Source organism: Pseudomonas sp. W2Oct36 (assembly GCF_041060465.1).
Classification (GTDB): Bacteria; Pseudomonadota; Gammaproteobacteria; order Pseudomonadales; family Pseudomonadaceae; genus Aquipseudomonas; species Aquipseudomonas graminis_B.
The window spans coordinates 210,775-233,158 of sequence record NZ_JAUERW010000007.1; the positions used below are offsets into that span (position 1 = coordinate 210,775).

A 22,384-nucleotide genomic window follows, 5' to 3' on the forward strand; every position below is an offset into this window, starting at 1 on the left:
TTTGCCGGGGTGACGACGGGTGCCCCGCCGATCGCGGGACAAGCCACGCTCCTACAGGACCGGTGCTCCTTCAATCCAGCATGAACAGCGCATCGTTGCTGAACTGCGCCTCGAACCGCGTCGCCGGCATGGGACGCCCGAACAGATAGCCCTGCACTTCGTCGCAGCCGTGTTCGCGCAAAAACTCCAGCTGCTCGTGGGTTTCCACGCCTTCGGCGATCACTGACAGATTGAGGCTGTGGGCCATGGCGATGATCGCCCGGGCGATTTGCGCGTCCTGTTCGCCGGACGGCAGGCCATCGACGAAAGTGCGGTCGATCTTCAGCACGTCGATGGGGAACTGCTTGAGGTAATTCAGCGACGAGTAGCCGGTGCCGAAGTCATCGACTGCAATGCTCAGGCCCAGTCGCTTGAGCCCGGCCAGAATTTGCATGGCTTCGCTCACCTCACGCATCAGGATGCTCTCGGTCAGTTCCAGCTCGAGGCAGGCGGGCGGCAGACCGATTTCCTGAAGGATGCCGGCAATGCGCGTACCCAGCTGACCGTCCGAAAACTGCCGTGCGGAAATGTTCACCGACACCTTGGGCACGCGAACCCGCGCCAGGTGCCACTCGCGCAACTGGCGGCAGGCCTCCTTGAGCACCCACTCGCCGACTTCGACCACCAGCCCGAGCTCTTCGAGCACCGGGATGAATTCCACTGGCGGTACCAAACCGCGGCGCGGGTGACGCCAGCGCAGCAGCGCTTCGGCGCCGGTCAGACGCTTGCCGTCGCCACTGAACTGCGGCTGGTAATACAGCGTGAACTCGCCCTGCTCCAGGGCATGGCGCAGGTCGCTCTCCAGCTCCAGACGCTCAAGGGCACTGGCGTTCATGTCGGCTTGGTAAAACTGAAAGTTGTTCTTGCCGCGTTCCTTGGCGTGGTACATCGCCGTGTCGGCGTTCTTCATCAGCTGACTCAGTTCGTTACCGTCCTGAGGGCTGAGCGCGACGCCGATACTGGCCGTGACGAAAAACTCGCGCCCTTCCAGCACGAAGGGTTTCACCAGACTGGCAAGAATCTGTTCGGCCACATGAATCGCACGGTTCAGCGCGGCCTGTTGAGTGGGGCGAGGTTGCAGCAGCAGTGTGAATTCATCGCCGCCCATGCGCGCTACGGTGTCGTCCTCGTCGACGCATCCGAGCAGGCGCAAAGCCATTTCCTTGAGCATCCGGTCGCCGGCAGCATGGCCCAACGAATCGTTGATCGGCTTGAAGCGATCGAGGTCGAGGAACATCAACACCACCCACGTTTGCTGACGTTCGGCGTGCAGCAACGCGCTGTGCAGGCGATCCTGAAACAGCGTGCGGTTGGGCAGATGGGTCAGTGCGTCGTAATAAGCCAGCCGATGAATACGCTGCTCGCTGGCCTTGCGCTCGCTGATGTCGCTGAAGAAGCACACGTAGCTGGCCAGATCGCCTTCATCGTCGAGCACCGCAGTAATTCCGACCCACGCCGGGTAGTGCTCGCCGTCGCGCCGTTTGAGCCACAGCTCACCCTCCCAGCTACCGCGCTGGCTCAGCTGTTTGAGGATGTAGCCCAAGTGCGCTGCGTGCTGGTTCTCGACGGTCAGCATCATCGGCATCTGATCCAGCACTTGCGACACGGCGTAGCCACTGACCCGGGTGAAGGCGTCGTTGGCCTGCACGATGTAGCCCGCAGGGTCGGTGATCAGAATCGCCGAGGTCGAGTGCTCGAATACCGTGGCTGCCATCCGCAGGTCTTTTTCAGCGCGCCGCTGCTGACTGACATCACGTCCCACACCGAGAACGCCTTCGAAGGTCCCGGATTCATCCCACACCAGAACCAGACGCAGTTCCACGGGAATCTTGCGACCATCAGCGCGCATGCAATCGAACAGGAACAATTGAGTGGTGACCTCGCTGCGCAGGTCTGCCAGGGTCTCGGGCTTTTTCAACGCCTTACTGATCCGCTGCAGCAGCCCATTGAAGCCGCTGAGCTGCTGAGGGTTGGCGATGATCGCTTTCCAGCCGTTCTGCAGGATCCACTCGGCGGTGTAACCCAGCACGGTGTGGACAGAAGGGCTGATGTAGTTGGCCCGCAATAATGGGTCGGTGGAGAAGATGACGTCGCTGATGCTCTCCGCCAGCATGCGGTAACGCTGTTCGCTCTCGCGCAGGGACTGACTGGCCTCCACTTGCTCGGTGATGTCTTTGGCGACGCCCACAATGCGCCGCACCTGACCGTCGTCATCCGCCGCCAGCGCCTGTTCGCGGATGTCGAGCAAGCGCCAGCCGTCATGCCGGTCACGAAAGCGCAGCTGACGATGAATCGTCTCGCCGCTGCAAGGCTCGCCATGGGTCCTGCGTAACTGCTCGTAGGCGCTGAGATCATCCGGGTGCAGCAAGAGCTCCCAGAAGTATTCGCCCATCTCCTCCAGCTCGGGCCGGCTGTAACCCAGCGTCTGGCCCAAGTGGTGGTTGCTGTAGATCATTCTGCGCGTGACCACATCCTGTACGTACAAATGGTCGGGAACGGTTCGCACCACATCCGACCAGAACCGCTCCCGCTCCTGCAGCGACAACTCGGCCTGCTTGCGGTTAGTAAAATCACTGATGCTGAGGATGACGGCGTTGAAGTCTTCGGGCTGCTCGGGCAAACGCATGACCAGCCAGAGATGCTGGTCACTGCCCTGAGCGCCGGGTAGCAGGATTTCCAGCTCCAGTTGACGTTGCCCGTCGAGGACGGCCTGAAGGATCTGCAGACCGATGCCGTTTTTGAGGCGGGGGCAACCTTCGATGAGCTGTTGCCAGACATGCTGGGCCGACTCTGCGTGCAACAGTTGAGCGGCGACCTGATTGACTTCGGTGATGCGCAACTGCTGAAGCAGATCGCTGATTTGCTCAGGCTGGCGGGTCAGGCGCGCGTTCAGGTCTTCGCCACTGTTCACGTGCAGATGCTTCAGACAGGCCGGCAGACCTGAGAGGTCCAGCACACAGAGCGCGACGCCAGAGCCTTCAAAAATGTCTTTGTAGCGGCGACGGCTTTGATGCAACTGGAGTTGGCGGCGGCGCAGGCTGCGCAACGCGAACAACGGGATGATTGAACAGAGCAGGGCGAGCAGGCATTTGCCGATCAGCGGGAGCAGAAGGGTCTGGCGAGCTTTCTGCGGGTCGAACAGGCCACGCAGTTGCCAGTCGCTGTGGGTCAGCGGCTGCAAAAGGACGGTCTGCAGCTCACTGTCAGCGGACTCATCGGCGTCAGGCAGGCTTTTGTAAAGGGGGCGGTGACTGCTGATATCTTCCAGCCGCCAAGCGGGCTGGAAATCCAGGTCGCTTTGGTGGGACAGGGATTTCAGCATGTCGGGCTTGAGCCGTAGCGCCCAGTAGCGCTCATTGCCGGTGCCGGTGCCCGGCTGACGGATGAACAGGTAGAGCGTCGAGGCGCTCGAGTCGTTGGCATAAAAGTATGGGTGACCCTGGACGACCGAATGCATCTGGGTCAAAAAGCCGACGTCACGGGTATCGCCGTCGCTGTCAACAGCGACATTCCCGTCGCTGTCGAGCCAGACCAGGCTTTTCAGCGCCGGCATGGACTGACGCAGACTGGCCAGCACTGACACTGATTCGTCTGCAGATTGCGAAGCGTCGTGCGCCTCGTCGAGCACGTTCAGTGCCACCTGCGCGTTGAGGGCCATGTTCAGCCCCAACCGGTCGGCGAGCTGCACGCTGTAATCGATGCTGCGCTTGTGCTGACGCTCCTGAGACTGCTGGAACTGCTCGATCATCTGCCATAACAACAGCATCAACATCATCAGGACCAGGACCGCGAGCGCACCTCTGAGTACGCCTCTGAAAGGCACATTCGTTGCGCTATCGGATGGGCGCAGGGGTGAGATGGGTGTCGGTTTGAACAAACTGTGATCCTGACTACTGGACTGAATCAGCATGTGCGATACGCACTATAAGCCCGGTGCGCAAAAGGCGGCTAGCATGCCACCGAGCTGTGGCAAAGTGCCAGCGCTATTGGGCCGGACGGTTTGCCCTGCTGCGTGCATTCGGGTAGCTTTGCGCCACGCGCGACGCGCCGGTTTCTGCACGGTGTGCTTGCATGCTTCAAAAGACTGCAAGCATTGCTCCAGCTTTAATACCGGTGCTCGGAAGTTTGTCCCCGCCGCGCCGCTTCGGCCTGATCAATTCAAGGCCCGGATTCGCGCTACGGCAAGCTGCGGCGCGAAGATAAACGCATTTTTTGCGACGCAGCACCAAGCTCGCTCCTTTATTCACCGTCTCATTCCAGGTTTTCATTCCATGGCTCAATACGTCTTTACCATGCATCGGCTGAGCAAAGTTGTTCCGCCGAAGCGGGAAATCCTGAAAAACATCTCCCTCTCGTTTTTCCCCGGCGCCAAGATCGGCGTCCTCGGCCTCAACGGTTCGGGTAAATCCACGCTGCTGAAAATCATGGCCGGTGTCGACACCGAGTTTGATGGTGAAGCGCGCCCGATGCCCGAGCTGAACATCGGCTATCTGCCCCAAGAGCCGCAGCTCGACCCGACCAAGACCGTACGTGAAGTGGTCGAGGAAGCGGTCAGCGTTATCAAGGACGCTCAAGCGCGTCTGGACGAAGTCTATGCCGCTTACGCGGAGCCGGACGCTGATTTCGACAAGCTGGCGGCCGAGCAGGCCAAGCTGGAGTCCATCCTGCAAGCCAGCGACGGCCACAACCTGGAGCGCCAGCTGGAAGTCGCCGCCGATGCGCTGCGTCTGCCAGCCTGGGATGCCAAGGTCGAACACCTCTCTGGTGGTGAGAAACGTCGCGTCGCGCTGTGCCGCCTGCTGCTGTCCGCTCCGGACATGCTGCTGCTCGACGAACCGACCAACCACCTGGACGCCGATTCTGTCGCCTGGCTCGAGCATTTCCTGCACGATTTCCCGGGCACCGTCGTGGCGATCACCCACGACCGGTACTTCCTCGACAACGTCGCTGGCTGGATTCTGGAACTCGACCGCGGTGCGGGCATTCCGTACGAAGGCAACTACTCCGGCTGGCTTGAAGCCAAGTCCGATCGTCTGGCGGCCGAATCGAAGCAGCAGTCGGCCCATGAAAAGGCCATGAAAGAAGAACTTGAGTGGGTCCGTAAAGGTGCCAAGGCGCGCCAGTCGAAATCCAAGGCCCGCCTGCAGCGCTTCGAAGAGCTGCAGTCCCAGGAATTCCAGAAGCGCAGCGAAACCAACGAGATCTACATCCCGGCTGGTCCGCGCCTGGGCGACAAGGTCATCGAGTTCAAGAACGTCACCAAGGGCTATGGCGATCGCGTGCTGATCGACAACCTGTCGTTCTCCATGCCTAAAGGCGCCATCGTTGGCGTGATCGGCGGTAACGGTGCCGGTAAGTCAACGCTGTTCCGCATGCTGATGGGCAAGGAGCAACCGGATTCCGGCTCCATCGAAGTCGGCGAAACCGTGCAGCTGGCATGCGTCGATCAAAGCCGCGACGACCTGGACGGCAGCAAAACCGTGTTCGCGCAGATTTCCGACGGCTCCGATCAGATCAAGATCGGCAACTACGAAATCCCGTCGCGCACCTATGTCGGCCGTTTCAACTTCAAAGGCGGTGATCAGCAGAAGTTCGTGAAGGACCTGTCTGGCGGTGAGCGCGGTCGTCTGCACCTGGCGCTGACGTTGAAGGAGGGCGGCAACGTCCTGCTCCTCGACGAACCGTCAAACGACCTCGACGTTGAAACCCTGCGTTCCCTCGAAGAAGCCCTGCTGGACTTCCCGGGTGCTGCCATTGTGATCTCTCACGATCGGTGGTTCCTTGACCGCGTTGCAACTCACATCCTCGCGTACGAAGATGACTCGCAAGCTGTGTTCTTCGAAGGCAACTACACCGAGTACGAAGCCGATCGCAAGAAACGCCTCGGCGACGCAGCCGCTCAGCCGCACCGCGTGCGTCACAAAAAACTGGCCTGATTCGGGTTGGTGTCATAAAAAAACGGAGCCTTCGGGCTCCGTTTTTTTGTCTGGCCTATTGCCGGTCAATTGAGTCAGTCGCCGGCCTCAATCCGCATGACCTCGATGACTGCATCGCCAACCGGCCGCTGCCAAGTGACTTCGTCACCGACACTGGCGCCGAGCAACGCCTTGCCCAGCGGCGACGCCCAATTGATCAACTGACTGCCAGCATCGGCCTGATCCTCTCCGACCAGTTGCACGCGCTGCTCGACACTGTCCTCGTCGGCAAAGGTCACCCAACTGCCAATCTGAACCTTGTCCTCTGACGCGCTGCTGACCACTTGGGCGCTCTGCAGGCGCTGGTTGAAATAACGCAGGTCGCGTTCGATTTCGGCCATGCGCTGTTTGTCGGCGTCATCACCTTGGGCGTTCTGTTCGCTGTATTGCGCTTGCAGCTGCTCAACCTGAACGTGCAATTGATCAAAGCCGCGCTGGGTGACGTAGTTGATCTGGGCGCTGATCTGCCGTTCAACCGGCGGGTCGATTTGCGCGGCGGCGTTGTCTTCGTTGACGAAGGCGCGACTCATGGCGGGCTCCTGTTCATGGCTTGATCACATTGGGCCATAGTGAGTCCCCGATAGTTTCACGCGCTGTCCGCCGCGGCAGGCTTTCAATGAGAGCGGTAGGCTTTGGCGGCGTCCTGAGTTCGCTGACGGTCCCAATCGCGGTCCCGGTCATTCCAGATGCTGTCGCGGCCCTGATCCTGGACATTGCTGTTGGCAAGTTGCGCCTGGCACTGGCGGAATCCGTCCGACCAGCCTTGCGCATACAGCGTGTCACGCAAATAGCGCGGCACGTCCTTTTTGAATTGCCCTTTCATGAGATCGATGGATTGCCGCCCGCTCCCGCAGCCATCCTGAAAACCGTCAGCGAATGCCGGTGGGTAACCTTCGGCCACTAACTGGTCGTGGGTAGACTGACATCCGGCGATGACTACAACGCACCACAGCACAGCCCATCGCGCATTCATTTTGATTTCCTCACTGCTTGAGAGAAGTTTAGAAGCGCTTCTGTGAGTTATTGGTAAAAACGCTGTAGGAAATCCATTAACCGATGCCCGGTCACGCGCATTAAGTTCCGCCTTCTTTGCTTGGCGACGATAGCTTGAAAAACGTCCGGTAATTTTCCTCTGAGCGGGCCGTGCAGATTCAAGGTTGTTAAACTGTCGCGCTGCGCAAAACCGTTTAGGAAGATTGATGAACCTCAGAACGATTCTGATCCTCGGCGCACTCAGCGCTTTTGGCCCGTTGGCCATCGACTTTTACCTGCCAGGTTTCCCCGCCATCGCGTTGGCGTTCGGCACCGACGAGAAACACGTTCAGCTGACCCTGGCCTCTTATTTCCTCGGCCTGAGCATCGGCCAGCTTGCCTATGGCCCGATCGCCGATCGTTTCGGCCGTCGGATCCCGCTGTTGTTTGGCGTCGGCTTGTTCACCCTCGCATCCCTGGCGTGCGCCCTGGCGCCTTCACTGGAGTGGCTGATTGCTGCCCGCTTCGTACAAGCGTTGGGCGGATGTGCCGGCATGGTGCTGTCGCGGGCGATCGTCAGCGACAAATGCTCACCCGTCGACTCGGCCAAGGTGTTCTCGCAATTGATGCTGGTCATGGGCCTGGCGCCGATTCTGGCCCCCATGCTGGGCGGGTTGTTGGTCAACGTCGTGGGTTGGCAGGCCATCTTCCTGACCTTGACGGGATTCAGCGCACTCACCGCAGTGGCGGTATTCAGGGGCTTGCCGGAAAGCATGCCGGCCGGCCACCCGCGACTGCCGCTCTCGGGCGCGCTGGGTTCTTACTGGAACCTGCTGGGCGACCGGATCTTTCTGGGCCACGCGCTCACCGGCGGCATCGCGATGGCCGGGATGTTCTCCTACATTGCTGGCTCGCCTTTCGTTTTCATCAAGCTCTACGGCGTCCCGGCGGAACACTACGGCTGGTTGTTCGGCATCAACGCTGCCGGCTTCATCCTCATCGCCCAGGTGAACGCCCGACTCGTTGGCCGCTATGGTCCGGCGTGGTTGCTGTCGCGGACTGTCTGGATCTATCTCGCTGCCGCTCTCGTGCTGTTGACCATCGCCTCCCTGCACACCGAAAAGCTGTGGCCGCTGCTGATCCCGCTGTTCATCTATATCGCCAGCCTGGGCTGCATCATCCCTAACGCTTCAGCGTGCGCGATGAGCGGGCAGGGCAAACGCGCGGGCAGCGCGTCGGCCTTGTTGGGGTGTTTGCAATTCAGTGTCGCAGCGGGCGCTGCGGCACTGGTTGGCGTACTGCATGACGGAACAGCCGTGCCGATGGCGACCGTCATTACCTTGTGTGGTGTGCTGGCTGTGACGCTTGCCATGATCACTCGCCGGTCGCAGCAGAAGCGAGACGCGCAGACTCCCCACACGGATGTGCGTATTTAACCGACGTCGGCAACGTTAACGCGTTGCCGATTTTCACCGGGTTTAATGTGTGCCTGTACAAGCATGTTCAGCCTGTTGAAAAAGAGTGGGTTACATGAGGTTGTTTACTACTTTCGAATTGGAAACTTCTTACAGGGAATCAAAACTCTTAACGGAGTCGCGTGATTTATCCAGAGAAGTTCACTTCTGACATCCCCCGTCAGCAGATTATTTTCTTGAAGGGCTCAGGAGTTTCCGTTGTAGGCAATCGCCCTGGCGCTAAATTCGCGAACTGCCGTCATTCCCGCAAATGCCCGACCTTTAAGGGGGGAGGGCGGCTATCCAGCTGAGTCTGTCCATAAAATGATATGCCGGATTATGCTGAACATTCGCCAAAACGGCCCACAAACAAAGGGCAAGCCCATGGACAAGTTGATCCGCCGATCGGCTGCAGGTCTTATACTAAGCGCCGTCATGGATCCGATTTAATTCTCATTTTTCTAACTGTATTGCGATGGCGCAGCTGTCTGTATGGCCTGCAAGTTCAAGCGATCAGAGTTCGTATGAGGTGATTTAAATCAAGGTTCGTTTTCGCCTTAAACACCGATGATGGTCCACCACAGCAGCGGCCCGGCGCTTTCGACTGATTACGCCCGTGATCCCGCGCCAATGCACGCCTCGACCTGCGCACCGGCGCCGGTCCGCTTAGATAATGTTCAACAGGGAGTGAAGACATGGAATATGTACCTTGCATCAGCCAGATCGCTGCGTTGCTCGCCGACCCCAAACGCAGTGCGATCGTGTGGGCATTAATGGACGGAACATCGCGGGCGGCCAATGAAGTAGCTTCGCTGGTGGGTCTTTCCACTTCCTCCGCCGGTGCGCATCTGGCGCGCCTTGCCGCCGGGGGATTGCTGCGCCACGAAGTGCGTGCCCGCAAGCGCTACTTCAGGCTCGCTGCCCCGGAAGTCCGCACCGCCGTCCAGGCGCTGGTCAGTGCATCAATGGTCAGCGCGGATCTGATCAGCCGCAGCATGGCGCAACCGTTGCCACCACTGCCGCTTTGTCGCGCCAGTGTCTGCGCGGATCACCTGGGTGGCGAAATGGGGGCCGAGCTGTATTTGAGGATGCTGGGAGCGGGCTGGATCGAACAATCCGAGCACCGTCTCGAAGTCACCAGTGTCGGTATTTCCCGCTTTGCCGAACGGGGGATTTTTATTCCCGCGCTGGCCCACAGACGACGCGAAGCCGTGTGTGCCTGTGTTGACTGCCATGAAAGCAGGCCGCACCTGGGCGGCGCCTTGGGGGCAGGGCTGTTGCAGTTGTTCATGCAGCTGGGTTGGCTGCGGACGACGGAAGAGGCCTCTACGTTGCAGGTCTCTTCCAATGGGCAGCGAGAAATCAGCAAGATCGCTTCGGCGGCGTGACGCCCTCGGAGGAAGCGCGGCGTGTGGCGCAGAACGTCCACACGCTTTTGCTCATCAAAGGAGGTGACTGATCAGGGCTTGATCAGGCGGGCGTCGAGGCTGTTTTGCGCCAGGCGCTTGGCCTGATCCTGGGTCATGCCCAGATGGGTGTGCAGCGCGTGGAAGTTCTCGGTCACGTAGCCCCCGAAGTACGCCGGATCATCGGAGTTGACGGTCACTTTCACGCCGCGCTCGAGCATGTCCAGAATGTTGTGCTGACCCATGTGATCGAAAACGCAGAGCTTGGTGTTGGACAACGGGCAGACCGTCAGGGGGATTTGCTCATCGATGATGCGCTGCATCAGGCGCTCGTCTTCGATGGCGCGCACGCCGTGATCGATACGCTGGATCTTCAGCAAATCCAGTGCTTCCCAGATGTACTCCGGCGGACCTTCTTCACCGGCGTGGGCAACAGTCAGGAAGCCTTCACCGCGAGCGCGATCAAAGACGCGCTTGAACTTGCTCGGCGGATGGCCCATTTCCGAGCTGTCCAGGCCGACGGCGACGAAGGTATCGCGATAGGGCAGGGCCATATCGAGGGTTTTCTGCGCTTCGTCTTCGCTCAAATGGCGCAGGAAGCTGAGGATCAGGCCACTGCCGATGCCGAGTTTTTCCTTGCCGTCTTTCAAGGCGCCGGCAATGCCGTTAAGCACGACTTCAAAGGGAATGCCGCGATCGGTGTGGGTCTGAGGATCGAAGAACGGTTCGGTGTGAATGACGTTCTGCGCCTTGCAGCGCTCCAGGTAGGCCCAGGTCAGGTCGTAGAAATCCTGCTCGGTGCGCAGCACGTCGGCGCCGCGGTAATACAGGTCGAGAAACTCCTGCAGATTATTGAAGGCATAGGCCTTGCGCAGGGTTTCGACGTCTGCCCAGGGCAGGGCGATCTTGTTGCGCTCAGCCAGAGCGAACAACAGTTCCGGCTCCAGCGAGCCCTCCAGATGCAGGTGCAGTTCTGCCTTGGGCAGGGCGTTCAACCAGTCGTACATGGGCGTTGTCTCTTAAGGTGCAATGGCGGGCATTCTACAGAGTCAGGCGCGTGGGCTGAATAAAACCTGACCGGACGGTTCACACGGTACTTTGGCTTGCATCACCAACGGTTCAGGCAACGATACGTCGCATTTGCCGGGGTTTATAGGCGACTGCCGGTCCTGAACACCGTCAGATTGAAGACAATTTGATGGGGCGGCGCGACGATGTGTCGCGACCCGCTGCTAACCTGTCTTGAAACCTTTGTTTACATCCACACTCTCAAGCGCTTCAGTAAACTTCACTTCATGGATGTGCGGCCAGGGTCGCAAGGGGCTAAAAGGCAGCGATGGGCACGATTCTAAAGCAGGAAAAGTTTCTTCTACTGGCGGTCATTGCGACCTTTTTCGCGTACTTCTACGAACATCAGTTGCTCAGCAATGGGCACACCATCGCGCTGATCGCGGGCATCGCCCTGGTGGGCTTCATCATATGCGCCTCGCTGCGCGTGGCTCACCATGCCGAGTTGCTGGCGGAAAAGGTCGGTGATCCCTACGGTACGATGATCCTGACCTTGTCGGCGGTGCTGGTTGAGGTCGTGATTCTGGCGATCATGATGAGTAACGAACCTTCACCCACGCTGGTGCGGGACACCATCTACTCGGCCGTAATGCTCGACATCAACGGGATTCTGGGTCTGGCCGCGTTGATGGGCGGGCTCAAGCACGGCGAACAGTCTTACAACGATGACTCCGCGCGGTCTTACAGCGTGATGATTCTGACGGCCATGGCGGTGTCGATGGTGGTGCCGGAATTCATTCCCGAAGGGAAGTGGAAGCTTTACTCGGCCTTCACCATCGGCGCAATGATTCTGCTTTATGCGCTGTTCCTGCGTATGCAGGTTGGGCCGCACAGTTACTTCTTCAGCTACAACTACCCGGACAAGAAGCGCCGCAAGGGTGAGGCCGAAGAAGCGCACGAGCCAGTCAACCTGACGCGTTCGATCGCCACGCTGGTTTTCGGCGTGGTGGTGATTGGCGCGTTGGCCGAGGTCATGTCGAAAACCGTCGATCTGGGTCTGGAAGGCAGCGGCGCGCCGCCTGTCATGACGGCGATTCTGGTGGCGGCGATCTCGGCAGCGCCGGAAATCCTGACCGCCTTGCGAGCCGCGCTGGCCAACCGCATGCAGTCAGTGGTCAACATTGCGCTGGGGGCCTCGCTGTCGACGGTGATCCTGACCGTTCCGGTGATGGAAGGCATGGCGCTCTACAGCGGTCAGGCGTTCCAGATGGCGATGACGCCGGTGCAGACAGTGATGATCTTCGTCACCTTGCTGGTCTGCGCCATCAACCTCAACGACGGCGAAACCAACGCCATCGAAGGCATGACGCATTTTGTGCTGTTTGCCACCTTCATCATGCTGTCTTTGATGGGGCTGTAGACCGGTTTCGGCTTGAAGGCAGCAGTGGGGAGTTAGCAGTTTCACTTCCCCACCGCTGCAGCAGCGCATCACCCCCTGATCAATTCCGCAGCGGCCTGCCGATGGTCTGCGACCAATCCCTTCAGATCCAGCCCTTCTACCTGACCATCAATCACTCGCCATTTGCCGCCGATCATCACCCGATCTGCGCGATCGGCCCCGCACAGCAACAACGCCGAGAGCGGATCGTGGCTGCCAGAGAAGCGCAACTCGTCCAGCTTGAACAGCGCCAGATCAGCCTGTTTGCCCACGGCCAACTCGCCAATGTCCTGCCGGCCCAACAATTGCGCCGAGCCCTTGGTCGCCCAGCGCAATGCCAGTTCCGGCGTGATCTTTTCCGCCCCGTAACGCAAGCGCTGCAGGTAAAGCGCCTGCTTGGCCTCAAGCATCATGTTCGAGGCGTCGTTTGACGCAGATCCATCGACGCCCAGACCGATTGTCGCGCCCGCCGCAAGCAGGTCCAGCGTGGGGCAGATGCCTGACGCAAGGCGCATGTTCGAACTCGGGCAATGACAGACCCCGGTGCCCGCCTGGCCAAGGCGCGTGATCTCTTCACTGTTGAAGTGAATCCCGTGCGCCAGCCAGGTACGAGGGCCAAGCCACCCGACGCTGTCCAGGTAATCCACTGTGCGCAGGCCGAAGCGCTGCAGGCAGAAATCCTCCTCATCCAGGGTTTCGGCCAGATGCGTGTGCAGGCGCACGTCGTGCTTCTCCGCCAGCGCCGCGCTTTCAGCCATGATCTCGGTTGTCACGGAAAACGGCGAACACGGTGCTAACGCAATCTGGACTTGCGCGCCGTCATCCCGCTCGTGGTAGGTCTCGATCAACCGTACGCTGTCATCGAGAATCACCTGGCCCTGCTGGACGGTTTGTTGGGGTGGCAGGCCTCCGTCTGCCTCGCCCAGGGTCATCGAACCCCGCGTCAGCATCGCGCGCATCCCCAGTTCGCGGACGCTTTCTACCTGGACATCGATGGCGGCTTCCAAACCCTGCGGAAACAAATAATGGTGGTCGGCGGCGGTGGTGCAGCCCGACAGCAGCAACTCGGTCAGGGCGACCTTGCTGGCCAGTGCGAGCTTTTCCGGCGTTAATCGCGCCCACACCGGGTACAGGGTTTTCAGCCAGGGGAATAACGGCTGATTGACCACCGGGCCCCAGGCGCGAGTCAGCGTTTGATAAAAGTGGTGGTGAGTGTTGATCAGGCCGGGCAGCAGCACATGCTCCCGTGCATCGAATACGTGATCGCAAGGCTGTGCAGGCTGTTGCCCGAGCGGGAGCATCTCCACGATAACCCCGCCTTCGACCACCAGGCCGCCGCGAGCATCGAGTTCATTGGCCGTGAAAACGGCGAGGGGGTTTTTCAACCAGGTACGGATCGCGGGCATTGGCCGGCTCCTCTGAAAGTGGGTTCAGGTCGCCAGCTCAGTGTTGCCCTGTCTGCTGATCCAGGGTCGCCGCAGCATCGAACGTGCTGCGAGGCGAGGGCGGATTCTAGAATGGTGTGGCGGGCGCGGGCAAGTCACGTCAGCTCATGCTGCCGCGACTTGCATCGCAATCACCAGGGAATCGTCTCACCCTTATAGTTCACGAAGTGATGACCGCCTTTCCCTGCAAACCGCTCAAGCTGCTCGACAATCCCACGCACGCTGGTCTCGACGTCGATATCTGCGCCTTCGCCACCCATCGCCGTACGGACCCAGCCCGGGTGCATCGATACCACGGTGGGCTTGCTATCGGCCAATTGCGTCACGAACGTGTGGGTCATTGAGTTCAGCGCGGCTTTGCTTGCTTTGTACAGCGCCATCTCTGGCGCGTCCGGCATGGTGACGCTGCCGAGCACCGAGCTCATGAACGCAATCACGCCGGTCTCGGGACGGATCTGGTCGACGAAGCGTTTGGCGAGGCGGATGGGCGCGACGGCGTTGGTGAGAAACAGCTGACCCAGTTCGCCGGCAGTGGCGTCGGTGGGGTTGGGATGCATCGGGCCCATCACGCCGGCGTTGACGAACAGCAGGTCATACGTCTGGCCCTTGAGGTTATGAGTCAGCACTTCGAGGGAAGACGGCTCGTCGATGTCCAGTGTCTGCAACTGAACATTCGGCAGTGCCTTGATCTCGTCGGCCTTTTGCGCGTCGCGGACGGTGGCAGTGACTTCCCAGCCCAGTTCCGTCAGACGTTTCACCAGTCCGAGGCCGAGGCCGCGTGACGCTCCGATGATCAGGGCTGTTTTAGGGGTGGACATTGAAATGACTCCTTTACAGGCAAACAAAAAATTTAGCTCAATCCATGGACAGCACGGCGCGACGGGAATTTTGTTTCTTGAAGCGCCGTGTTGCCGCGAGGCGCACACGTTAGCGCCAGAGGATGACAGAGGCTCGCGACATATGTGAGTGGACGTTTCCCACAGGAAGCTCAGGGGGCAGGATGGCGCACGCTCGTGCCTGCTGGCGGTATGTCTGTATAAAAAATATCCAATTCCGCCAATGCGTGCTGTACCCGGCCGTCGGCGAAGGCTTGCACGGGTTATCCACAGTTTGCTCCACAGGTAATGTGAGCAACTGTGGAGTAGCGATACAGTCCGCTCGAATCGGGGGGTTGCATCGGCATAACTGGCGTTAACATCCTGTTTTACGACAGGTTTTACTCACAGGGCACTGTTTTGGCTAAAAAGTGATCAAGCTGCGCAAAGCCTTATGGGTCGTGGCCTACGGCGATATGTGCTCAGCTTGTCCACAGCCGGATGCACAGTAGATGTGGGCAAATGCCACTGGCGATTACAGCCGTCGCGTTTCCTTGTAGGACGGCTTTAGCCGGGAGGGCGTCGATATGTCTGCGGATCGATTACTGCGGCGGCTGCAAGACAATCCGCCCGCGACTGATGTCGGACAACTGGCGTTGAAGGGTTTCGATCTGCTCGGGCCCCAGGGCGATTGAGAGCGTGACGCCGTTTGCGTTGAAGCGCTCATCCTCCACAAGCCCGTTGAGTTCAGCCACTCGCAGCTTTATCAGCACCAGTTCACTGAAGCTGCAATCGAATTGCAACGACACTCGGTTGATCAACGGCACCCGATCAGCCTGCTGCAGGCATTTATTGGCGCCTCCACCGTAGGCCCTCGCGAGCCCGCCGGTGCCCAGTTGAATCCCGCCGTACCAGCGGATGACCAGCACTACGACCTGATCGAAATCCTGAGCATCAATGGCCGCGAGTATCGGCCGCCCAGCCGTGCCGCCCGGTTCTCCATCGTCGTTGCTGCGGTACTGCGCGCCCAGCTTCCAGCCCCAGCAATTGTGCGTGGCGTCGAGATCACTGTGCTCCTCGATGAACGCTTGAGCATCGGCAGCCGTGTCGATGGGGGCGGCGAGGGTAATGAATCGGCTCTTGCGAATCTCTTCGCGAAACTCGCAGGGGCCGGTGAGCGTAAAAGGCATTGTAGTTCCAGACTGCGCTTGGGTTTTCAGGGTTATAAAGCAGGCGTGAGTCCGCAGCCTTTGAGGATAATGCGGATCAAGTTATCCCCAGCGGCCTCCATGTCTTGCCTGGTCAGCTTCGAACGGCCGGTGACCTGGCAAATCTGCGTGGCGAAGTCAGCGTAATGCTGAGTGCTGCCCCACAGCAGGAAAATCAGATGCACCGGATCGACCGGATCCATCTTTCCGTCGTCGATCCAGGCCTGGAAAACGGCGGCACGCCTTTGGAACCATTCGCGGTAGTCCTGGCTGAAATACTGGCTCAGGCACTCGCCGCCACTGATGATCTCCATCGCGAATATGCGCGAAGCCTGTGGCTGGCGTCGTGAGAACTCCATCTTGGCGCGTATGTAGTGCGTCAGCGCCTGTGCCGGATCGTCGTCTGCGCTCAAGTTGTTAAAGGTACTGTCCCACAACTCGATGATGTTGCTCAGCACCGCGATATACAGACCCAGCTTGTTGGTGAAGTAATAGTGCAAGTTGGCTTTGGGCAAACCGGCATTCTGCGCGATGGTGTTCATGCTGGTGCCCTTGAAGCCATGCCGAGCGAACTCGTCCTCGGCAGCCTTGAGGATCGCTTCTTCGTTCTTCTGCCGAATGCGGCTGGCCGGTTTGTTGGCGCTGGGGCTGTGAGCGGGGACTTCGAGGGTCATGTGCGGTTCCAGACGGATCATTTGGGTGCGACGCGGTGAACACATAGCGCACCCGCGATCATCCGACAAGCGTGACCTTGTAAATCAGTGCTCAAAGGATTCCGTTGCCTGGTTGTTGGCTTCGCTCGAGGTCTTGGCCTCCGGAAGTAACAGGCACATCACGATGGCCGTCAGACCGCCGCTGGTGATTGCCGAGTCGAACAGACTCTGCACCCATTGCGGCAAATGATGCAGCAGCGTCGGCTGCGCCGCGATACCCAGCCCTATACCGAACGAGGTGGCGATGATCAACATGCTGCGGCGATCCAGCGGCGCTTGAGCAAGGATCCGCACGCCCGCCGCCGCGACGCTGCCGAACATCACCAATGTTGCGCCGCCAAGCACTGGTTTCGGAATCTGCTGAAGAATCGCACCGATCACCGGAAACAGTCCAAGCAGAAAAAGGATCGCTCCTATATAGAGGCCGACATAGCGGCTGGCCACGCCGGTGAGCTGAATCACCCCGTTATTCTGCGCAAAGGTCGTATTCGGGAAGGCACTGAAAGTCGCTGCGATCATGCAACTGACACCGTCGCCCAATACACCGCCCTTCAGTCGGGCAATGTAGCTTTGGCCCTTGATGGGTTCGCGGGAGAGCATGCAGTTGGCGGTGAGGTCGCCGACGGTTTCTATACTGCTGATCAGATAAATAAGCGCCACCGGTAGGAACGCGGCCCAGTCGAAGCTGAATCCGAACCGAAAAGGCACGGGAATGCTGACCAGCGCAACATCGGCGATGGAGTGAGGTACGAGCTTGCCGCTGAACCACGCTGCAATGCTGCCGACCGCGAGCCCGATAATAATGGCCGACAGCCGCAACCAGGGCGCGCTTGAACGGTTGAGCACGACGATCACTGCCAGCACAAAAACGCCAAGGGCCAGATTCACCGGCTCGCCGAAGTCCGGAGCGTTGAAGCCGCCTCCCAAATCCGTTACGCCGACCTTGATCAAGCTGACGCCGATCAGCGTGATGACGATACCGGTGACCAGCGGTGTGATCACCCGACGCAATTGGCCGATGAAACGGCTCAGCACAATCTGCACGACGGCGCCGAAGAAACATACCCCGAACACCATGGCCATGATGTCTTCCGGGCTGCCACCGCGCTGCTTGACCATGAAACCTGCCGACAGCACCGCACCGAGAAATGCGAAGCTGGTGCCTTGCAGGCAAATCATGCCGGCGCCGATACCGAACGGTCGGCGCGCCTGAATGAACGTGCCCACCCCCGAGACCATCAGCGCCATGCTGATCAGATACGGCATGTAGGCACCAAGCCCGAGCGCCGATCCGATAATCAGTGGCGGCGTGATAATGCCCACGAATGCGGCGAGGACATGCTGGATTGCAGCCAGGACCGCGGGTCCGGGGTGCGGCCGGTCGTTGAGGCCATAGATGAGGTCGTTATTGTCTGGCGCTTCAGGCTGCATGCTGGCTCTCGATGTTTGTGTGGGGCTTCGACATCCAGCGTTACTGCAAAAACCTGTCCAATTGATCAGTTACCTGTTCACCGATTCGCTGTACATGCCCGTGTATCAAGGGCTGGACGAATATGGCAGCCGGTTGACTGCGTGTTATTGAGGCGCCAACGTACTGAGCCGGCTTCATCGTGTGGCAGCCAGACTCTCCAGAAAACTTTCCAGCACCAAATGGGGGCGGCGGCCTTTGCGTGTGACGGTCACAAGGCTGAGGTCGTAAAACCGCGCTTTGGGCTTCAGCGCACGCAGCCGACCTTGTTGCACCCAAAGGCTGGCGTAGTGGTCGGGCAGATAACCGATGTAACGCCCGGTCAGAATCAGAAACGCCATGCCTTCCCGATCCGACGCGCTCGCGGTGCACTTCAGCGCCTGATAGTGGGCCTGGATTTCACTCGGCAGACGAAACGTCGGCGCAATGGTTTCCTGTGCGGACAGTCGATCGTCGTCAAGCAGCGCATCGTCTACGTAAAACAAGGGATGCCCGACCGCGCAATACAGCAGCGAACGTTCGCTATACAGCGGCTGATATTCCAGGCCTGACAAGGCGCTGGCCTGGGGTACGACGCCAACATGCAAGCTGCCGTCGAGCACCCCTTGCTCGACTTCGTTGGGCGCGATCATGCGGATATTGATGTGCACGTCCGGGCCACGTTCTTTCAGCTGGGAAAGCGCGTGGGTGATGCGCATGTGGGGGAGTGTGACCAGATTGTCCGTCAGCCCGATGTTCAATTCGCCGCGCAGATGCCGGTGAAGACCGTTCACCTCCGTACGAAAACTCTCAAGTGCGCTCAATAGCTGCAGTGATGACTGATAGACCTCTCGGCCTTCCTCCGTCAGGGAAAACCCGGCACGGCCTCGTTGGCAAAGGCGTAATCCCAGGCGCTGTTCGAGATCACTCATCTGCTGACTGATGGCAGATCGACCAATACCCAGCGCGCTTTCCGCTGCCGAGAAGCCGCCGGACTCTACTACGCTGCGAAAGATGCGCAGCAGACGGATGTCAAAATCGCTGACTTGCGCCAGCGGGTCGTTGCGGCGGGTGCTCATAGTTTAGTGGCCGATGAACTGAGGATCGTAAAAGCAGGGTTTTCCAGACTTTATGCCCGTGACACTTTAGCTGCAACCGGCTTGCACCTGCCCGCACTTCAATGGGGAAGTCAGGCCCCCACGACCAGTGAGGTTAATTCCGATGAATATGCCCGAATCGTCCGACATGTCTCTGGCGAGCCAACTCAAACTTGACGCCCACTGGATGCCCTACACGGCGAACCGAAACTTCCATCGCGATCCACGTCTGATCGTCGCCGCCGAGGGGAGCTATCTCACGGACGACAAAGGCCGCAAAATTTATGACGGTCTGTCGGGGCTGTGGACCTGTGGGGCAGGGCACACCCGCAAGGAGATTCAGGAAGCGGTTTCCCGGCAGCTAGGTACGCTGGACTACTCGCCGGGATTCCAATTCGGACACCCGCTGTCCTTCCAGCTGGCTGAAAAGATCACCGATCTGACACCCGGCAAGTTGAATCACGTCTTCTATACCGACTCCGGATCGGAGTGCGCTGACACTGCCGTCAAGATGGTGCGCGCTTACTGGCGCTTGAAAGGTCAGGCGACCAAAACCAAGATGATCGGCCGTGCCCGTGGCTATCACGGCGTGAACATCGCGGGCACCAGCCTGGGTGGCGTCAACGGCAACCGCAAGATGTTCGGGCAATTGATGGACGTCGACCATCTGCCCCATACACTGCTTGCCAGCAACGCCTATTCACGTGGCATGCCGGAGCAGGGCGGCATTGCGCTGGCGGATGAGATGCTCAAGCTGATCGAGCTGCACGACGCTTCGAACATTGCAGCGGTGATCGTTGAGCCCATGGCGGGCTCTGCGGGCGTGATTGTCCCGCCGCAGGGGTATCTCAAGCGTCTGCGTGAAATCTGTGATCAGCACAATATTCTGCTGATTTTCGATGAGGTGATTACTGGCTTCGGGCGCACCGGTTCGATGTTCGGCGCCGACAGCTTCGGCGTGACGCCGGACTTGATGTGTATCGCCAAGCAGATCACCAACGGTGCGATCCCCATGGGAGCAGTCATTGCGAGCACCGAGATCTACCAGACATTCATGAACCAGCCGACGCCCGAGTACGCCGTGGAGTTTCCCCATGGCTATACCTATTCAGCTCATCCGGTTGCCTGCGCTGCCGGGCTTGCCGCCCTGGAGATCATTCAGCGCGAGAGCCTGGTGCAGCAAGTAGCCGAAACCGCCCCCCATTTCGAAAACTCGTTGCACGGCCTCAAGGGCAGCGAAAACGTCGTCGACATCCGTAACTATGGGCTTGCAGGCGCTATTCAGATTGCACCGCGCGACGGCGATGCCATTGTGCGTCCCTTCGAGACCGCGATGAAGCTGTGGAAGGCCGGTTTCTACGTGCGCTTCGGCGGTGACACCCTGCAATTTGGCCCGACTTTCAACAGCAAGCCGGACGACCTCGACCGCATGTTTGACGCAGTTGGTCAGGCCCTGAATCAAATCGACTGATCCCCTTTGCAGGCTCACAGGCGCCACTTCGGTAGCGCCTGCGGGCTGATATTTTCCGGAGTTATGCATGAGCACCATTCAACACCTGATACATGGCGAGCTGATCAGCGAAAACGTCCGCAGCGCCGATGTGTTCAACCCGTCGACTGGCCAGGCCATTCGCACGGTGCCACTCGCCAGTCGCGAAACCGTGCAACAGGCGATCGACTCGGCCAAAGCGGCCTTCCCTGCATGGCGCAACACCCCTCCTGCCAAACGCGCGCAGGTGATGTTCCGCTTCAAGCAGCTGTTGGAACAGAACGAGGCACGTATTGCCCGACTGATCAGCGAAGAGCACGGCAAGACCCTCGAAGACGCGGCGGGAGAACTCAAACGCGGTATCGAGAATGTCGAATACGCGAGTGCGGCGCCTGAGATCCTCAAGGGCGAGTACAGCCGCAACGTCGGCCCGAACATTGATGCATGGTCTGACTTTCAGCCGCTTGGCGTAGTGGCGGGCATCACCCCGTTCAACTTCCCCGCGATGGTTCCGCTTTGGATGTACCCGTTGGCGATCGCCTGCGGCAACTGTTTCATCCTCAAACCGTCCGAGCGCGATCCGAGCTCAACGTTGCTGATCGCTGAGTTGCTGCATGAGGCCGGATTGCCGAAGGGTGTACTCAATGTCGTGCACGGCGACAAGGTGGCGGTTGATGCGCTGATCGAAGCCCCTGAAGTCAAAGCGCTGAGCTTTGTGGGGTCTACACCGATTGCCGAGTACATCTATAAAGAAGCCACCGCACGCGGCAAGCGGGTTCAAGCACTGGGCGGCGCGAAGAACCACGCCGTGCTGATGCCCGACGCAGACCTGGATAACGCCGTGAGCGCTTTGATGGGCGCGGCCTATGGTTCGTGCGGCGAGCGCTGCATGGCGATTTCGGTTGCAGTGTGCGTGGGTGACCAGGTAGCCGACGCATTGGTTGCCAAGCTAGTGCCGCAAATCAATGGATTGAAGATCGGCGCCGGGACTTCCAACGGCCTTGATATGGGCCCCTTGGTCACGGGGCAGCATCGTGACAAGGTCAGCAGCTATATAGAAGACGGCGTGGGTGCAGGTGCGAAGCTTGTGGTAGATGGTCGTGGGCTCACGGTCCCCGGACATGAAGATGGATTCTTTCTGGGTGGCTGCCTGTTCGACCATGTCACGGCCGAGATGCGTATCTATAAAGAAGAGATATTCGGGCCGGTGCTGTGCATTGTGCGTGTGAACAGTCTTGAACATGCGATGCAGTTGATTAACGACCATGAATACGGCAATGGTACCTGCATTTTCACCCGCGATGGTGAGGCGGCCCGCTTGTTCTGCGATCAGATCGAGGTGGGTATGGTTGGGGTGAACGTTCCGCTGCCTGTGCCTGTCGCTTATCACAGCTTTGGTGGATGGAAACGTTCACTGTTTGGTGACTTGCATGCCTATGGCCCGGATGGCGTTCGTTTCTATACCCGCCGCAAAGCCATCACACAGCGGTGGCCGCAGCGCGCCAGTCACGAGGCATCGCAGTTCGCATTCCCTAGTCTTTAAAGCTTTGGGGAGGGCAAGTTGCCAAACTTGCCCTCCCAGCAGCTATTTTTTGACTGATATGACAGTTTCATTAAATTAGGGGTTGACGCCCCTCTGGATCTGTCTATAATTCGCCCCACTTCCGGCGCAGACGAAACGGAAAACTCCTTGATAATCAAAGAGTTGGACGAAGTAAGCAGCGAGGAATGCTTCGGTTCAGATGCTTGAATCGACAGCGGTGAAAAAGGCAGTTGACAGCAGGTTTTAACGCTGTAGAATTCGCCTCCCGCTGACGTGAGACGCCAAGTCGAACGAAGCGCAAGTGGTTGAAGTTGATCAGGAAACTTTGAAAACTT

Annotated in this window: 17 protein-coding genes and 1 pseudogene; 6 read left to right on the plus strand and 12 right to left on the minus strand. The window is 59.3% G+C overall.

The window, feature by feature from the left end; genetic code table 11:
* Positions 1-70: 70 nt before the first annotated feature.
* Together QWI18_RS12745 and QWI18_RS12750 are read right to left on the minus strand one after the other, a co-directional pair.
* Positions 71-3,814 (minus strand): EAL domain-containing protein, encoded by a 3,744-nt coding sequence (locus QWI18_RS12745; protein ID WP_369318973.1) that lies wholly within the window; start codon positions 3,812-3,814, stop codon positions 71-73.
* Positions 3,815-4,115: 301 nt separating this feature from the next.
* On the minus strand, positions 4,116-4,307 hold the full coding sequence (locus QWI18_RS12750; RefSeq protein WP_369318974.1) for a hypothetical protein: 192 nt from the start codon (positions 4,305-4,307) through the stop codon (positions 4,116-4,118).
* 3 nt (positions 4,308-4,310) lie between these two features.
* Here QWI18_RS12750 and ettA point away from each other — a divergent pair, with 3 nt between their 5' ends.
* Positions 4,311-5,975, plus strand: a complete 1,665-nt coding sequence (gene ettA / locus QWI18_RS12755; RefSeq protein WP_065987538.1) for an energy-dependent translational throttle protein EttA — start codon at positions 4,311-4,313, stop codon at positions 5,973-5,975.
* 74 nt (positions 5,976-6,049) lie between these two features.
* Here ettA and QWI18_RS12760 read toward each other — a convergent pair whose 3' ends face one another.
* Together QWI18_RS12760 and QWI18_RS12765 are read right to left on the minus strand one after the other, a co-directional pair.
* The gene (locus QWI18_RS12760) at positions 6,050-6,544 is read right to left on the minus strand and encodes a GreA/GreB family elongation factor (RefSeq protein ID WP_192132873.1); all 495 of its coding nucleotides are present in this window, start codon (positions 6,542-6,544) and stop codon (positions 6,050-6,052) included.
* A gap of 83 nt (positions 6,545-6,627) precedes the next feature.
* Positions 6,628-6,987 (minus strand): hypothetical protein, encoded by a 360-nt coding sequence (locus tag QWI18_RS12765; protein WP_192132871.1) that lies wholly within the window; start codon positions 6,985-6,987, stop codon positions 6,628-6,630.
* Between the two features lie 226 nt (positions 6,988-7,213).
* On the opposite strand from QWI18_RS12765, the gene QWI18_RS12770 reads away from it, so the two are divergent.
* Positions 7,214-8,422, plus strand: a complete 1,209-nt coding sequence (locus QWI18_RS12770) for a multidrug effflux MFS transporter (RefSeq protein ID WP_065987536.1) — start codon at positions 7,214-7,216, stop codon at positions 8,420-8,422.
* A 713-nt stretch (positions 8,423-9,135) separates the two neighbouring features.
* A complete protein-coding gene (locus tag QWI18_RS12775) occupies positions 9,136-9,828 on the plus strand; it encodes a helix-turn-helix transcriptional regulator (RefSeq protein WP_065987535.1) in 693 nt (230 codons plus the stop codon).
* A gap of 71 nt (positions 9,829-9,899) precedes the next feature.
* Here the strand turns inward: QWI18_RS12775 and QWI18_RS12780 are convergent, their stop codons facing one another.
* Positions 9,900-10,853, minus strand: a complete 954-nt coding sequence (locus QWI18_RS12780; RefSeq protein ID WP_065987534.1) for an adenosine deaminase — start codon at positions 10,851-10,853, stop codon at positions 9,900-9,902.
* A 329-nt stretch (positions 10,854-11,182) separates the two neighbouring features.
* On the opposite strand from QWI18_RS12780, the gene QWI18_RS12785 reads away from it, so the two are divergent.
* Positions 11,183-12,274 carry a calcium:proton antiporter gene (locus tag QWI18_RS12785; RefSeq protein WP_192132869.1) on the plus strand — a complete coding sequence of 364 codons (1,092 nt, stop codon included), beginning with the start codon at positions 11,183-11,185 and terminating at the stop codon, positions 12,272-12,274.
* Between the two features lie 68 nt (positions 12,275-12,342).
* Here the strand turns inward: QWI18_RS12785 and QWI18_RS12790 are convergent, their stop codons facing one another.
* The 6 genes from QWI18_RS12790 to QWI18_RS12815 form a co-directional block, all read right to left on the minus strand.
* The gene (locus QWI18_RS12790) at positions 12,343-13,698 is read right to left on the minus strand and encodes an 8-oxoguanine deaminase (protein ID WP_369318975.1); all 1,356 of its coding nucleotides are present in this window, start codon (positions 13,696-13,698) and stop codon (positions 12,343-12,345) included.
* A gap of 170 nt (positions 13,699-13,868) precedes the next feature.
* Complete coding sequence (locus QWI18_RS12795) at positions 13,869-14,555, minus strand: SDR family oxidoreductase (RefSeq protein WP_369318976.1); 687 nt, start codon at positions 14,553-14,555, stop codon at positions 13,869-13,871.
* A 599-nt stretch (positions 14,556-15,154) separates the two neighbouring features.
* Positions 15,155-15,742, minus strand: a complete 588-nt coding sequence (locus QWI18_RS12800; RefSeq protein ID WP_369318977.1) for a YigZ family protein — start codon at positions 15,740-15,742, stop codon at positions 15,155-15,157.
* 32 nt (positions 15,743-15,774) lie between these two features.
* Positions 15,775-16,434, minus strand: coding sequence for a TetR/AcrR family transcriptional regulator (locus tag QWI18_RS12805; protein ID WP_369318978.1), 660 nt, complete (start codon positions 16,432-16,434; stop codon positions 15,775-15,777).
* 84 nt (positions 16,435-16,518) lie between these two features.
* The gene (locus QWI18_RS12810; protein ID WP_369318979.1) at positions 16,519-17,904 is read right to left on the minus strand and encodes a uracil-xanthine permease family protein; all 1,386 of its coding nucleotides are present in this window, start codon (positions 17,902-17,904) and stop codon (positions 16,519-16,521) included.
* Between the two features lie 174 nt (positions 17,905-18,078).
* A complete protein-coding gene (locus QWI18_RS12815) occupies positions 18,079-18,999 on the minus strand; it encodes a LysR family transcriptional regulator (RefSeq protein ID WP_065987527.1) in 921 nt (306 codons plus the stop codon).
* 142 nt (positions 19,000-19,141) lie between these two features.
* Between QWI18_RS12815 and QWI18_RS12820 the strand changes: the two genes are divergently transcribed.
* On the plus strand, positions 19,142-20,488 hold the full coding sequence (locus tag QWI18_RS12820; protein WP_369318980.1) for an aspartate aminotransferase family protein: 1,347 nt from the start codon (positions 19,142-19,144) through the stop codon (positions 20,486-20,488).
* Between the two features lie 67 nt (positions 20,489-20,555).
* Positions 20,556-22,049: a CoA-acylating methylmalonate-semialdehyde dehydrogenase gene (locus QWI18_RS12825; RefSeq protein WP_369318981.1), complete on the plus strand. Its 1,494-nt coding sequence runs from the start codon at positions 20,556-20,558 to the stop codon at positions 22,047-22,049.
* Here QWI18_RS12825 and QWI18_RS12830 read toward each other — a convergent pair.
* Positions 22,046-22,384: pseudogene (locus tag QWI18_RS12830) on the minus strand (hypothetical protein); the annotation flags it as partial. The gene QWI18_RS12825 and the pseudogene QWI18_RS12830 sit on opposite strands and share 4 nt — an antisense overlap.